Annotated in this window: 14 protein-coding genes and 1 tRNA gene; 3 read left to right on the forward strand and 12 right to left on the reverse strand. The window is 59.9% G+C overall.

Annotated elements, in window-relative coordinates:
• The first annotated feature begins 52 nt into the window (after positions 1–52).
• Positions 53–128 (forward strand) — tRNA-Phe (locus AR306_RS07950).
• Positions 129–430: 302 nt separating this feature from the next.
• Positions 431–2,698 (forward strand): putative bifunctional diguanylate cyclase/phosphodiesterase, encoded by a 2,268-nt coding sequence (locus tag AR306_RS07955; protein ID WP_101497046.1) that lies wholly within the window; start codon positions 431–433, stop codon positions 2,696–2,698.
• Between the two features lie 149 nt (positions 2,699–2,847).
• Here the strand turns inward: AR306_RS07955 and AR306_RS07960 are convergent, their stop codons facing one another.
• The 8 genes from AR306_RS07960 to nudE all read right to left on the reverse strand — a co-directional run bounded on the left by AR306_RS07960 (position 2,848) and on the right by nudE (position 8,278).
• Positions 2,848–3,843 (reverse strand): cytochrome-c peroxidase, encoded by a 996-nt coding sequence (locus tag AR306_RS07960; RefSeq protein ID WP_101497047.1) that lies wholly within the window; start codon positions 3,841–3,843, stop codon positions 2,848–2,850.
• Positions 3,844–4,036: 193 nt separating this feature from the next.
• A complete protein-coding gene (locus AR306_RS07965; protein ID WP_206167985.1) occupies positions 4,037–4,462 on the reverse strand; it encodes a TIGR01244 family sulfur transferase in 426 nt (141 codons plus the stop codon).
• Between the two features lie 161 nt (positions 4,463–4,623).
• Positions 4,624–4,824, reverse strand: a complete 201-nt coding sequence (locus AR306_RS07970; RefSeq protein WP_101497049.1) for a YgaP family membrane protein — start codon at positions 4,822–4,824, stop codon at positions 4,624–4,626.
• A gap of 105 nt (positions 4,825–4,929) precedes the next feature.
• Positions 4,930–5,250, reverse strand: a complete 321-nt coding sequence (locus AR306_RS07975) for an ArsR/SmtB family transcription factor (RefSeq protein ID WP_101497050.1) — start codon at positions 5,248–5,250, stop codon at positions 4,930–4,932.
• Between the two features lie 192 nt (positions 5,251–5,442).
• Positions 5,443–5,577, reverse strand: a complete 135-nt coding sequence (locus tag AR306_RS13635; RefSeq protein ID WP_276307459.1) for a hypothetical protein — start codon at positions 5,575–5,577, stop codon at positions 5,443–5,445.
• A complete protein-coding gene (locus AR306_RS07980; protein WP_101497051.1) occupies positions 5,574–6,755 on the reverse strand; it encodes a YbfB/YjiJ family MFS transporter in 1,182 nt (393 codons plus the stop codon). The genes AR306_RS13635 and AR306_RS07980 overlap by 4 nt, the downstream gene beginning before the upstream one ends.
• A gap of 165 nt (positions 6,756–6,920) precedes the next feature.
• Positions 6,921–7,721 carry a 3'(2'),5'-bisphosphate nucleotidase CysQ gene (gene cysQ, locus AR306_RS07985; RefSeq protein WP_101497052.1) on the reverse strand — a complete coding sequence of 267 codons (801 nt, stop codon included), beginning with the start codon at positions 7,719–7,721 and terminating at the stop codon, positions 6,921–6,923.
• Positions 7,718–8,278 (reverse strand): ADP compounds hydrolase NudE, encoded by a 561-nt coding sequence (nudE, locus tag AR306_RS07990; RefSeq protein WP_101497053.1) that lies wholly within the window; start codon positions 8,276–8,278, stop codon positions 7,718–7,720. Before nudE ends, cysQ begins: the two co-directional genes overlap by 4 nt.
• Positions 8,279–8,340: 62 nt before the next feature.
• On the opposite strand from nudE, the gene yrfG reads away from it, so the two are divergent.
• Positions 8,341–9,027 (forward strand): GMP/IMP nucleotidase, encoded by a 687-nt coding sequence (yrfG, locus tag AR306_RS07995; protein ID WP_101497054.1) that lies wholly within the window; start codon positions 8,341–8,343, stop codon positions 9,025–9,027.
• A 297-nt stretch (positions 9,028–9,324) separates the two neighbouring features.
• On the opposite strand, the gene AR306_RS08000 is transcribed toward yrfG, so the two are convergent.
• The 4 genes from AR306_RS08000 to AR306_RS08015 all read right to left on the reverse strand — a co-directional run bounded on the left by AR306_RS08000 (position 9,325) and on the right by AR306_RS08015 (position 12,953).
• A complete protein-coding gene (locus AR306_RS08000; protein WP_101497055.1) occupies positions 9,325–9,867 on the reverse strand; it encodes a cytochrome b in 543 nt (180 codons plus the stop codon).
• A 111-nt stretch (positions 9,868–9,978) separates the two neighbouring features.
• On the reverse strand, positions 9,979–10,443 hold the full coding sequence (gene bfr, locus AR306_RS08005; protein ID WP_101497056.1) for a bacterioferritin: 465 nt from the start codon (positions 10,441–10,443) through the stop codon (positions 9,979–9,981).
• 204 nt (positions 10,444–10,647) lie between these two features.
• On the reverse strand, positions 10,648–12,180 hold the full coding sequence (locus tag AR306_RS08010) for an ATP-binding response regulator (protein ID WP_101497057.1): 1,533 nt from the start codon (positions 12,178–12,180) through the stop codon (positions 10,648–10,650).
• Positions 12,177–12,953, reverse strand: coding sequence for a response regulator transcription factor (locus tag AR306_RS08015; RefSeq protein ID WP_101497058.1), 777 nt, complete (start codon positions 12,951–12,953; stop codon positions 12,177–12,179). Before AR306_RS08015 ends, AR306_RS08010 begins: the two co-directional genes overlap by 4 nt.
• Between the last annotated feature and the right edge of the window lie 121 nt (positions 12,954–13,074).

Here is a 13,074-nt window from a genome sequence, read left to right on the forward strand (position 1 = left end):
TGCCGACCGATGCTTGACATTGGCCGGCAAAAGCCTTTTAATAGCGCCCGTTGCCCGGATAGCTCAGTCGGTAGAGCAGGGGATTGAAAATCCCCGTGTCGGCAGTTCGATTCTGTCTCCGGGCACCATATATAGCCCCAAGTATCTGATACTTGGGGCTTTTTTATTCAGGCATGCTTGACCAAACGCCTTGATTCATGGCCCCGGCCAGGGAAACAGGGATAGTCATGCTCCCTGGCAGTTAACGGCCAGCCAGAGACAGCAGCACTGCAGCCTACTCCGCTGCCCGGCAAGTCATTTTCTGACTGCGGTCTCATTGAGCCACAAGTCCCCGCAACGTATAATTGTATTCCGACATGACCCTGGTCAGTTGCCCACCGCATAGCCGCCAGCTGTGCTGCATTACCGCTGATGCTGTGGTACCCACACCATGACTCAAGACTCCTTGCTTAAAACCAGCGCGGTCCACCTGCTGGTATCTGCGGTCTGCGTTGCAGGCTGCGCCTGGCTAGTGCTTGGCACCAATCTTCCGGCAGGGCTGATCAGCATCCTGCTGGCTGCGATCGTGCTCGTCTGCACGGCAGCCTTCCATGTTCTGCAGCACAGCCTGCAGCAAGGCAGCAAAAACGACCACGCGCTCAATGACAAGCAGCAACTGCAGCTGGCCCTGGACTCGGCAGGCGAATGCATGTGGGAGTGGCAGCTTGCCAACAATAGCACCAGCATCCACTTTTCCAAGCCCTACTGCGCGATGCTGGGCTACGAGGAAAAGGAGTTCGCCCGCGACCAGCAAGGCTGGCGGCAACTGCTGCACCCGGACGAGCGCGAGCACGTACAGCGTCGCATCACCAGGCTCTTCACCGAAGGCAAGGACAGCACCTACGAAAACACCTACCGCATGCGCCACAAAAACGGCGGCTACCGCTGGATCCACTCGCGTGGCCGCCTGTTCACCGAAAATAACGAACTGGTTCGTTTCATCGGCATTGCTGCCGACATCAGCCAGGAGCGCGACAACAACGAGCGCCTGCGCCTGGCCAACGTCGTGTTCGACAGCACCCATGAAGGCGTGCTGATCTCCGATGCCAACAACATCGTGGTCTTCGTCAACCGTGCTTTCAGTGACATCACAGGTTTCTCCTACGCCGAAATGGTGGGCAACAGCCCCCGGCTCCTGCAATCTGGCCGCCACAGCAAGGAATTCTACGCGGAGATGTGGCGCTCGCTGGACAGCACCGACAGCTGGACCGGCGAAATCTGGAACCGGCGCAAAAACGGCGAGGTACTGCCCCAGCTGCAAACCATTACCCAGCTGCGTGACGAACACGGCCTGATCACTCACCGGGTAGCGGTATTTTCCGATATTTCGCTGCTGAAGAACTCACAATCCGAGCTCAGCTTTCTGGCCCATTACGACCCCCTCACCAGCCTGCCCAACCGCATCCTGCTGCATGAGTACCTGAAGCTGTCATTGCAGCGCGCCATCAAGTACAAAACACAGGCAGCCTTGCTGGTCATCGACCTTGACCACTTCAAGATCGTCAACGAAAGCCTCGGCCATGCCAAAGGTGACGAACTGCTGAGGCAGATTGTTGCCCGCATCCAGCAGACCGCCGATCCGCAGGACAGCCTGAGCCGTTTTGGCGGCGACGAGTTTGCCATGGTCTGTGACAGCTGCAATGACAGCATACAGGCCGCCAACATGGCGGAAAAAATCCTTGCGCTGTTCAGACGACCTTTCTGCATAGACGGACAGGACATCTTCATGACGACCAGCATCGGGATCTGCCTGTACCCGACAGTCGGGCGCTCTGCCGAGGAAGTATTCCGCTATGCAGAAACGGCCCTGTCCAAAGCCAAGGACAGCGAACGCGGCAGCTACGCCTTCTATGACAGCATCCTCACCGAGGCCGCAGCCAGGAAGCTGTACATCGCCAACGAGCTGCGTACCGCCATTGATGAAAACCAGCTTGAAGTCCATTACCAGCCGGTTTACTCGCTGAACGACCAGCGCATCATCGGCTGCGAAGCGCTGGTGCGCTGGCAACATCCCCTGCATGGCATGATGATGCCGGCAGATTTCATCACCATTGCCGAAGATGCCGGACTGATCAGCACCATCGACAACTGGGTGATGTACCACGCCTGCCATCAGGCGCAACAATGGCTGCAACAGGGGCTGGCGCTGAGCTTCATGTCGGTCAACATTTCCAGCCGGCTGTTCGACCGCGGCGACTTCCTCACCTCCAGCCTGCAGAAAGCCCTGCTGGACAGCGGCCTGCCCAGCCACTACCTGGAGCTGGAAATCACCGAAAGCTCAATCATGCAAGATCCGTCACAGTCCACCGCGCTGCTGCACGAACTGCGCAACACCGGCGTACGTCTAGCCATTGACGACTTCGGTACCGGCTACTCCTCGCTGAGCCGGCTCAAGCACCTGCCGGTCGACAAGTTCAAGATCGACCGCACCTTTGTACAGAACCTGCCCCATGATGCCGGAGACCTGGCCATCATTCGTGCCATTGCCTACCTCTCCGACAGCTTTGACCTGGTCATCCAGGCCGAAGGGGTCGAGACCCGCGAGCAGGCCGACTTCCTGCAGCAGTATCCCGGCATACTGCTACAGGGCTACCTGTACGGCAAACCCATGCCGGCAGCGGATTTTGCCACCCTGCTGGCTGACAGCCCCGCCCCCTGAAGAAGTCCTGCTCGCGTCGACAACCGGCTGACGCCAGATCCGGGCAGGCAGAATGCCATGCCGAGATCCCCGGCAAACTTGCAGTATGCCAGGCATAAAAAAACCGGACCTGCTGTCGCAGGCCCGGCTCTTTCAACACCAGATCCGGATCACTTCTTGGCGAAAGGCACGGGAATCGGCGTGTTGTTGTTGGACGGTGGCAGCATGGGCAGCTGGAAGCTGGGCTGCTCGCCAGTCAGGGTCTTCAGGAAGGCAGTGATCTTGCCGATCTCATCCTTCTCGAGCTTGCGACCCAGTTGCAGACGCGCCATCACGTCAACCGCCTCTTCCAGCTTCCAGTAGGCACCATCGTGGAAGTAGGGGTAGGTCAGTTCCACGTTGCGCAGGGTTGGTACCTTGAACTTGAAGCGGTCAGCATCTTCGCCGCTCAGGCCGGCCACACCCTCGGCAGGGTTGTTGGTCACGTACTCCTCGTACAGGCCCATCTTCTGGAAAGAGTTGCCGCCAATGTTCACACCGTTGTGGCAGGCAGTACAGCCAACGCTCTTGAACAGCTCGTAGCCTTCCAGTTCGTAAGCAGTAATGGCCTTGTCATCACCTTTGAGCCACTTGTCAAAGCGTGCATTCGGGGTGACCAGGGTCTTCTCGAACTCGGCAATCGCATCGGTGATCTCGTTGATGGAAACCTTATCCACCTTGTAGACACTCTTGATTGACTCGACATACTGCGGGATGGAAGCAATTACGCCGACCGCCAGGTCGTGGGTGAAGCCCATCTCCATCGGGTTCTCGATCGGGCCACCGGCCTGCTCCTGCAGGTCACCGGCACGGCCGTCCCAGAACTGTGCCAGGTTCAGGCTGGAGTTCAGTACGGTTGGCGAGTTGATCGGGCCTTCCTGCCAGTTGTGACCAATGGAGGTCGGCAGGTTGTCGCTGCCACCCATGCTCAGGTTGTGACAGGAGTTACAGGAAATGAAACCCGATTTGGACAAACGCGGGTCGAAGAACAGCTGCTTGCCCAGCTCAACCTTGGCCTGGTCGGTTACAGGCGCCGGCTCGATCGGCTGGATCGGCTCGTTCCTCGGGGCTGCCATGGCGGCAGCGCTAAAACTGATGCTCAACGCCAACACGGTTAGTTTTTTCATAAAGGTGACCCTTCTTTAGTCTATAGGCTTGATGGCTATACCTTGCTTGATCCGGGACATGAACCAATTGACCCTGATCAAGCCGGGGCCACATTAGCGGAAAGAAAGATATCCTGATAATAGGTATTTCATACCCGGTTAATTGAATCAGCCTATGCATGCAGCGAAAGCAGGCGGCGGAACCGCCGCATGCTTACTGCTCGCGCATGCGCGGCAGCAAACCCTGCAAGTCATAGCCGGCCGTCGCGGCTGCGGCAACAATCTGCTCCAGCGTCTGCGCACCGGCCTGTGCCTGTTGCAGCGCCCACAAATGAGCACAACGGGTGCCCGAACGGCAATACAGCAGCACCGGGCTGTCAAAGGTTTGTGCCAGCTGCGCAAACTCCGTCACATTGGCATCCGTCAGGCTGCCGGACAACACCGGCAGATAGTGGTATTCCAGCCCCGCCGCCTCGGCGGCCTGGCGCATGCTGTCACCATTCGGCTGCCCTGCTTCCTCTCCATCCGGACGGTTGTTGACAACACGGGTGAAGCCGGCTGCAGCAGCCAGGGCCATATCGGACGGCTGCAACTGGGCGGCTACCGCCAGCCCCGGGGCAAGGTATCTAAAACGTTCCACAACGGGTTTCCTGAGCAGAAAAGGATCTGCACCAAGATACAGATTTTTTTTCGTCAGGCAAAGAAAAGCCGGCGCATAGGCCGGCTGCAGTACACACTCTGCCAAACGGGGCGGCCCTGACATGTCAAAGCACCCTTGCGGGTGCTTTGACAGTTAACTGTCTACTGGCCGGACTTGCAGCTTTTGCACGTGCTGATACCCAGCACCGAATACAACGGGCAATTACCCACCAGCCCTGTCACCACCGGCACCACACCAATCCAGCCCCACAACCCGATGTAGCCTGTCAGGGTCAGAGCGATCAGGATCAGCCCGACAACCACCCGGGCGGCACGGTCCCAGGACGCCATGTTTGCTTTCATTGTCGCCTACCTCCTCTGTCAATGCACAAGGCATTCTAGGCAGACAAACGACAGAATGTAAAGAAATTGATTATAAATAAACAGAATGTTTCAGATGGAACATCCTCACGCCTGGCCGGCACAATACAGACCATGCAGGGTTTCAATGATGGCCATGGCCTGCGGGCTGCTGATGCTGTAGTAGATCTGGCGGCCGTCACGCCGGGTATCAACCAGTCCCTCACGGCGCAGCACGCCCAGCTGTTGTGACAACGTCGGCTGGACAATGCCCAGCCGGCGCTCCAGCTCACCCACATTCATTTCACCCTCTACCAGCTGACACAGCAACAGCAAACGGTCAGGGTTACCCAGTGCCTTGAGCAGCTGCCCTGCTCCGGCAGCATTTTTACGCAGCTGCTCAAAATCAAATTCTATTTCTTCAGTCATTTGAGATAACCATCCGCTTATCATTCAGCTTGTTGGGGGGAAGCAGCACATCAGTCCTGCATGCTCCGGCCTGTACTGGAGGCACAGAGCACTGCCGGTGAATCATGGACATTCCTTCGGAAATGTCCCGCCTGCGACCGTTCAGATGCCCACAACAAACGCAAGAGACATTATTAATTCAGGCCGCAAATTTTATCCCAGATCAACTGCCAGTGGCAGGCCATACCCCTGATTTAACAGAAAACTTGATCCTGACGAGGTGTTTTTTCCGTTCTGCTGGATCAGCCCGGCAGCAGCTGGTAGTTTACCGGCGGCAAAGGCCATCATGACGCCTGCCTGTTTGGTACCCAGAGCGCCCAGAACAACCCCCAAATCAAGGCCCCCGCCCCCAGCCAGAAAGCTCCCTGCAAGGTGCCGCCACTGTTCAGCCACTGCTTGGTCAGCCACGGGCCGCCCAGCTGGAATACGCTATACAGGGCCACCAGCGCTGCCGACAGGCGCGGCCCCTGATGCGGGTGCAACGTACGCGCCAACCGTTGTGACAACAGTACCGTGCCCAGGAAGGTACCGCCCACCAACAGGGCGCACATCAACACGCCAAACGGGCCCGGCAGCAACAAGACAAACAGCACTCCCATCAGCTGCAGCGCATAGTTGAGCCGCAGCGCCAGACTGTCGCCCAGCAGAGAGCCGGCCTTGTTCCAGATCCAGGGTGCCGGCAAGGTCGCCAGCGCCACCACCAGCCAGCTGCCGCCCACCAGGAAATCCGGCATGTCATCCAGCTGCGAAACCAGGGTCGGCAAAAAAGTCATCGGCAGGATATAACCCATGCCGGCACCCGCATAGGATAAAAACAGCGGTGTGCTGTCGCGGTCCAGCAACCGGGTGCTGGGTGGCGCACCCGATTTGTCGATCTGTACCGGCGAGGGTACATCCAGCTGTGCCAGCTGCCGCCAGCCCCATACTGCCAAAGGCACACTCAGCAGGAACGCCGGCCACCAGCGCTGCGCACCGTCCAGCAGGTCGGCAGGCAGGCTGACCAGCCCGCTGGAAACGATCAGCCCCGCGCCCACCCCCAGATAGACCAGCCCGCTGGCACTGGCGCGGCCATGACGGGCCAGCCATTCCAGAATCAGTGCCGGGGCCTGGACGAAGACGATACCGTTACTGATGCCATTGATCAGGCGCAGAAAGGACAGGAGTTCAAAACTTTCGGTCTGGGTTTGCAACAGGGTGCAAACGACGTTGATGCCCAGCGCCCAGGGCAAGACCGAACGGATTTGCTCGATACGGTGCCAGCGCATGGCCAGAACGGCCCCGGTCAGATAACCCAGATAGTTCCAGCTGGCAACATCGGCTCCCTGCTTGACGGTCAGTACGCCATCCTGGATCAGCAGGGGCAACAGGGGGGTATAAATAAAGCGCCCCAGTGTGTGGACAACCAACAGCACCAGGGCGCCCGCAAGAATGACCTTGAGCAGGTCAGGCGATTTATTGTTATTCATTGGCCGTTTGGAACCGGTTTTTTGTTTTGCTTAGTGTGCTTGGTTTTTATGTTTCCGGCTTTGAGACCATGGTCGGGTATGGAGCTGCGCCATTGCCCCCGTGGCAAGCCCCGCATAAAGCGACACCCTGCTTGAGCGGCCGGCCCCTGAAAGAAAGCCGTAAACTCAAGGAGCGGCTGCGAGAACACGACCACGTAACGCAGAGTCATCCGGCAGGGCAACAAAAAACGGATTCAGGTAACTGTCCCGCGCCTCATACGTCAGAGGATTGCCCTGCCAGTCCAGCACCAGCCCGCCGGCACCTTCCACCACAGCCTGGGCAGCAGCTGTATCCCACTGGGAAGTCGGCGAAAGGCGCGGGTACAGATCGATCCGCCCTGCAGCCAGCCAGCAAAACTTGAGCGAGCTGCCGGCACTGATGCGTTCCAGCGCTACCTGCTGCTGCAAACGCTCCATGAACTGCTCCTGTTGCGCACTGCCATGACTGCGACTGCCGGCCACCCGCAAGGGCTGCTGCACGGCAGACACACGAATCTCTTGCTGCCGGCCTGACTCAAGCACAGCCGCACCCTGCCCGCACCCGCCATAATAGACCTGCCCGGCAGCCGGCACGCCGACCACACCGAACACCGCCCGCCCCTGTTCGATCAGTGCCACATTCACCGTGTACTCCGCACTGCCGGCAACAAACTCCCTGGTGCCATCCAGCGGATCGACCAGCCACCAGCGTTGCCAGCTGCGACGCTCGTCCAGTGCAATGTCGCAAGCCTCTTCCGACAACACCGGAATATCCAGCACCTGCGGCAGACCAGCGGCCAGAATGCGATGGGCGGCAAAGTCGGCAGCGGTCACCGGTGAGTCATCACCCTTGCACTGCACATCCAGCTCGCCACGCCAGTACTCCAGCGTCGCCTCGCCCGCCTGCCGCACCAGCAGCAACAGTGCATCCAGCTGCAGCCCGGTCACAGCTCACCCCGCTCGGCCAGCAGATCGCGCACGATATACAGCGCCGCCAGCGCCCGGCCCTCGGAAAAATCCGGATCGCGCAGCAACCCCAGCAAATCATTCAGATCATGAGTACGCACGCCCATCGGTTCCGGCTCGTCACCCGGCAAGCGCGACGGATACAGCTCACGCGCCAGTACCACATTGATACGCTGACTCATGTAACCGGGCGACAGGCTCAACTCGCAGACATGCTCCAGCGAACGGGCAGCAAAACCGGCCTCTTCCTGCAGTTCACGGTTGGCCGCCTGCTCCGGGGTCTCGCCGGCATCAATCAGGCCCTTGGGCAGCGACCATTCGTGGCGGGCACTGCCGGCGCAGTATTCTTCGATCAGCACCGCCTGCAAGTCCGTGGTCAGCGCCACCACCATCACCGCGCCATGGCCATCGGCCTTGCCGCGCAAGCGTTCATAAGTGCGCTCCTGGCCATTGCTGAACCTCAGCTGCAGCTGCTCGACACGAAAGATATTGGTACGAGCCACTTCTTCGCAGGCAAGAATTTCCGGTTTGATGCGCATGTTCAACTCCATCGGGCAATTGCAGGTATCATAACGCGAAACCATTACCCCCTGAACACGGCATGTCTGAACTCCCCTGGTCCGCCATCGATACCGTCCTGCTGGACATGGATGGCACCCTGCTTGATCTGCACTTCGACAATCATTTCTGGCTCGACTACCTGCACCAGTGTTATGCGCGGCAGCACGGCCTGACCGTAGCCGCTGCCCGTGAACAGGTAATACCACTGCTGGACCGTCATACCGGCCAGCTCGAATGGTATTGCGTGGAGTTCTGGACGCGACAGCTGCAGCTGCCGATCCGCGAGATGAAGCGCAAGCAGTCCGGCCTGATCGCCCCGCGCCCGCATGCACTGGAATTTCTGCAAGCCTTGCAGGCCGCTGGCAAGCGGGTGGCGCTGATCACCAATGCACACCGCCATTCGCTGGAAATAAAACTGGAAAAGGTGGCCATGGAGCCGTTGCTGAATGCCGTCATCAGCTCGCACGACTATGGCTATCCCAAAGAGCGCCCGGAGTTCTGGCAACATTTACAGGCAGAATTCGCTTTCGAGCCGCAGCGTACCCTGTTCATTGATGACAGCCTGGCAGTATTGCGCAGCGCCGCCGGCTACGGCATTGGCCACCTGCGTTGCGTGGCAACCCCGGACAGCCAGAAGCCGGCCAAGGATTGCGGTGAATTTGCGGATATTGGCGAGTTTGCCGAAGTGTGCCGGCAGCTGGATGCCTGTCCCGCCAGGACAGATTAGAGCCGCGCATGGCCCGCGTAGGTGCGAATTCATTCGCACACGTGCCCCATGGCCTGGCTTCTGTAGGTGCGAATTTATTCGCACATCTGCCCCATGGCCCGGCCAGGCCGGGCTTTGTCCGGGTAAATCCGGACCTACAGTAGAGCCGCACATGGCCCGCGTAGGTGCGAATTCATTCGCCCACGTGCCCCATGGCCTGGCTTCTGTAGGTGCGAATTCATTCGCACATTTGCCCCATGGCCCGGCCAGACCGGGCTTTGTCCGGATAAATCCGGACCTACAGTGGGGCGGTGCCTGTCATTTCTTTCCCGACATGCGCTGGAGCAGCGGGTCGCGGTCCAGCAGCTGGTGTTTGAAGACAGCCAGTACATGCAGCACGGTCAGTGCCACCAGCAGCCATGCAGCAGCCTCGTGCACCTGTCGAACCAGATCCAGCGTGCCGGAGCCAAGGGCAAACAGGGCCGGCACATGCAACACGCCAAACCACTCCAGGGCACGACCCGAACCGGTGGCCAGCAGATAGCCGGAGCACGCTGCCAGCAACACCAGCACATACAGCCCACCCTGCACCAGCCGGGCCAGACGTTGCTCCAGCCGGCTACCGATGGCCGGCAAGGCTGGCTGGCGCCAGCGCCAGAACAGTCGCAGCAGCATCAATACACCAACCAGTACACCCAGGCTCTTGTGCCACAAGCCAACACCGGCCTGTCGGCTGTCAAACAGGCCCAGGCTGGCCAGCCACAGGCCAAGGGCAAACACCGCCACCAGCAGCACTGCGATCAGCCAGTGCAGCAGGCGGGTGAAAAAGTCATGGCGGGGTTGCGGGGCTAGATCCTGCATGGTGAATGATCAAGGAAAGGAAAGAAGGTCCTGCAATTTCACGCAGGATAGTGGACCCGGGCCTGCGCCTGCGCCTGCGCCCGGGAAGTCAGCCAGAACTTGTACCCGGTACTAGATCTGCGACTGCAGGTAGTTGGGCAGGCCGATACGCTCGATCAGGCCCAGCTGTTTTTCCAGCCAGTACATGTGATCTTCTTCGGTGTCCTTCTGCTGGGCCAGCAGCATGTCGCGGGTCACGTAGTCCTGCTCCTGCTCGCACAGGGCGATGGCGTCAGCCAGGTTTTTTTGCACCTGGTATTCCACCGCCAGATCACTGCGCAACATCGACGGAACATCCGTGCCCGGCTTGATTTCCTCCGGGCGCATGTCAGGGCTGCCTTCCAGAAACAGGATGCGGCGCAGGATGGCATCGGCGTGCTGGGTTTCCTCTTCCATCTCGTGGTTGATGCGCTCGTACAGCTTGAGCAGCCCAAAATCCTCATACATTCTGGAATGCAGAAAATACTGGTCACGCGCAGCCAGTTCGCCACGCAGCAACGTCACCAGACAGTCCACCACCTTTGATTTGCCTTGCATGTCAGCCTCCCGGGTTGTTAGGTGCCTGCCAGCGGCAGGTCAATGGATGCATTCTAGCAGCTTTGCCCTTCTATCGGGGGCAGGTTGCTCCGCCATGGATAACCGGAATGTGCCCGTGCGGATGAATCCGCACCTACAGCAGTGCGCGCAGCTCCACCATTATTGTGAATGGGGGAGATCCTCTCAGTGCGGATGAATCCGCACCTACAGCAGTGCGCGCAGGGCGGCCAGATCGGCTTCACGGGCACATTTGCGGACATGCAAATAAAACGCGGAGCGGTGCGGCTGCTCGCGCAGCATGACATCCGCCCAGCGCATGATGTCGCTGACCGCGTTAACCTGCATCATGCCGGCCAGCGCACGGTGCTCGGCCGGATGCAGCACATGCTGCGTGTCATCACTACTTGCAGCGGCGAGCCCGTCTCCGTCTTGTCCGGCCGGCGAGAGCAAGCGCCGGATCACTGTTTCCAGCGCCTCACCCAGCTCGTTCCACTCCAGACTCTTGAGCAGCACGGCATCAAACAGTCCGTCGCCTTCCTGCACGCCATCACTCATGCCGGCACTGAGCAGGATCACCGGCACCTGCGACCAGCGCTGGCGCAACACCGCCGCCAGTTGCAGCCCGTTGTGGCCGGGCAGGTAAAAGTCGGTCACGACCAGGTCCGGTGCGGCAGAAGTCACGTCGCGCAGCGCCAGCATGGCCTCATTGCCGCAGGCAAAGGCGTGCACGGTAAAACCGTTATTTTCCAGTTCAAGCTCGAGCAGCTCCCGGATCGGGGCGGAGTCCTCGACCAGCCAGATACTGCGCCCCTGCCCCAGGCTGCCGGCATGGCGCGCCGGTACAAAGCCCAGCTCTTCCGGCACCAGCAGCTGCTCGGGCACACTGGTGACAGGTATCTCCAGCCCGACCCGGGTGCCCTTGCCCGGTGCGGTGCGGATATTGATCCGGCCCTGCATCTGGTCCAGCCACTGCTTGACAATGGCCAGCCCAAGGCCGATGCCCTGCGAGTGGCGACCCAGCTGGCGAAACGGCTCGAAAACACGTTCCAGCATGGCCGGTTCCATGCCGCAACCGGTATCAGTCACCGCCAGCAACAGCAGGCCATCGTTGCCGCCCAGGGGCCGATAGCCAACCTCCAGCCGTACCTCGCCATTGCGGGTGAACTTGCACGCGTTGCCCAGCAGGTTGTGCAACACCTGATGCAAGCGGCGGCTGTCAATACGCAGCAGCGGCGGCAACTCGGGCGCAATCAGGTAGCCAAAACTGTTGTTGCCGGCCTGCGCCAGCTGCCGTGCCTCGTCGGCAATCGAATTGAAAAAACTGCGCACATAAGCCGGCCGCAACTGCAGCGTGTGGCTCTCGCGCATACCGACCGCATAATCGACCAGATCATTGACCAGATCGAGCAGGCGGCGGGCACTCTTGTTGATGATGTCGGCCTTGCGTGCGGCCGACGGCGATTCCTGCTCGCTGATCAACTGGGCATAACCCAGAATGCTGGTCAGCGGCGAACGCAGGTCGTGACTCACCCGCGCCAGAAAGTCACTCTTGGCATGCATGGCATCACCCATTTCCGCCAATGCCGCCTGCAGCTCGCGTGAATGCGCCTCGACCTGCTCCTGCAGGCGCAATTGCTCCTGCTCGCGTTGTTCGTCCTGCTGCTGCCTGAGCCGTACACACTCATCATGGGCCGCCAGCGTGCGGCTGGCCAGCGCCCGGTATACATGCCCTCTCACAGGCCGCTCCGTTTGCGGTAATCGCTGGGTGTCATGCCGTGATGCTCGCGGAAGGCCGTGGCAAAGCCGGCCGGCGTACGAAAGCCCACCTGTCGCGCCACCTCGGCCACCTCCAGTGCTGTTCCGCGCAGCAGCCTGCCGGCCTGCTGCAGGCGCAGCGTACGCCAGTAGCCAGTTGCACTCATCTGGCTGTATTGCTGGAATACGGCATTCAGCCGCCGGGGGTTCACACCCACGTCCCGTGCCAGATCCTCAAGCGTCAGGTCACTGCCCATCCGCACCTGCATGCTGGCGGTCGCGGTATGGAACAGCAGCTTTTCCGGGCTGGCATCTGTTTCCCCTGGCAAACCCCCATGCACCGGCTGCAAACCCTGCAGCGCACGGCTGGCTTGCAGGTATTGCAGATGCACATCAAGGCGCAAGGCCACTTCGGCCAGGTCATAGGGCTTGGTAATGTAGTCCACTGCGCCCATCTGCAAGCCGGCCACCCGTTGCCAGGGCTCCGCGGCGGCAGTCAGGAAAATCACCGGGGTTTCTGCCAGCGCGGCAATCGAGCGCATGCGCAATACCGCCGCGTGGCCATCACACAGCGGCATGTGCACATCCATCAGGATCAGGTCGGGCAGCACCTTGCGCGCAATCTCGATGGCCTCGATGCCATCCATCGCCAGGTACAGGGTATAGCCTTTGTCCATCAGAAAATCTGCCAACAGGCGACGGTCTTCCTCAAGGTCTTCCGCCAGCAGGATCTTGGCTGATTGTGGCTGTGACACCGGGCTATCTCCTCCAGGTTGGTTGGGCAGTCATTTTATGGCGTCATCCGGAAAACCACAAACCGGCATGGCAGGTTACCTGCCACTGTGGGTGCGAATTTATTCGCACAACACAGGTGAG

Origin of the sequence: Thiopseudomonas denitrificans (genome assembly GCF_002866065.1) — a bacterium.
Taxonomy (GTDB): Bacteria; Pseudomonadota; Gammaproteobacteria; order Pseudomonadales; family Pseudomonadaceae; genus Thiopseudomonas; species Thiopseudomonas denitrificans.

Excerpts from the sequence above, each read along its gene's own strand:
- AR306_RS07955 (WP_101497046.1), top strand. The coding sequence starts at position 431 with ATGACTCAAGACTCCTTGCTTAAAACCAGCGCGGTCCACCTGCTGGTA.
- AR306_RS07960 (WP_101497047.1), bottom strand. The coding sequence starts at position 3,843 with ATGAAAAAACTAACCGTGTTGGCGTTGAGCATCAGTTTTAGCGCTGCC.
- AR306_RS07970 (WP_101497049.1), bottom strand. The coding sequence starts at position 4,824 with ATGAAAGCAAACATGGCGTCCTGGGACCGTGCCGCCCGGGTGGTTGTC.
- AR306_RS07975 (WP_101497050.1), bottom strand. The coding sequence starts at position 5,250 with ATGACTGAAGAAATAGAATTTGATTTTGAGCAGCTGCGTAAAAATGCT.
- AR306_RS13635 (WP_276307459.1), bottom strand. The coding sequence starts at position 5,577 with ATGATGGCCTTTGCCGCCGGTAAACTACCAGCTGCTGCCGGGCTGATC.
- AR306_RS07980 (WP_101497051.1), bottom strand. The coding sequence starts at position 6,755 with ATGAATAACAATAAATCGCCTGACCTGCTCAAGGTCATTCTTGCGGGC.
- nudE (WP_101497053.1), bottom strand. The coding sequence starts at position 8,278 with ATGCGCATCAAACCGGAAATTCTTGCCTGCGAAGAAGTGGCTCGTACC.
- yrfG (WP_101497054.1), top strand. The coding sequence starts at position 8,341 with ATGTCTGAACTCCCCTGGTCCGCCATCGATACCGTCCTGCTGGACATG.
- AR306_RS08000 (WP_101497055.1), bottom strand. The coding sequence starts at position 9,867 with ATGCAGGATCTAGCCCCGCAACCCCGCCATGACTTTTTCACCCGCCTG.
- bfr (WP_101497056.1), bottom strand. The coding sequence starts at position 10,443 with ATGCAAGGCAAATCAAAGGTGGTGGACTGTCTGGTGACGTTGCTGCGT.